This is a genomic window from Desulfocastanea catecholica, from assembly GCF_054657295.1.
In genome coordinates this window covers 1-330 of record NZ_BAAHYZ010000154.1, presented here as the reverse complement: position 1 = coordinate 330, position 330 = coordinate 1, and the positions used below count along the sequence as shown (strand labels likewise).

The following is a 330-nucleotide window of genomic DNA, read 5'->3' as shown; positions in this document are numbered from 1 at the left end:
AATCATGAAAATACTCACAGCTGCGATAATTATCCTTTTACTGTCTGCTCCTTCTTACGCCACGCAGCAAACAAACAACACCCCGTTGGTTGATCAGATCATTCGGGATGTGGTTGATTATGCTGTTGATGAAGGAAAAAGGGCTGTTGAAGACAATACCGGCGTGGACCTTCGACGGAGAGGCTACGAAGATTGGAATTATGCACCAGATCACGTCTCCAATGAAATGGAGAGAGAATTACGACAGCTAGGCAAGGAGCATGATCGTGAGATACTCAAACTCTATGATGAGCTTGATCAGAAGCTTGCAAAAGAGAGAGACGAGTTCGC

The 330-nt window shown here is 45.2% G+C and carries 1 protein-coding gene; it reads left to right on the top strand.

All coding sequences use genetic code 11. From position 1 onward, the window contains the following. A partial coding sequence (locus ACYQ8U_RS23320) for a hypothetical protein (protein WP_459947941.1) occupies window positions 1–330 on the top strand: 330 nt, incomplete at both ends.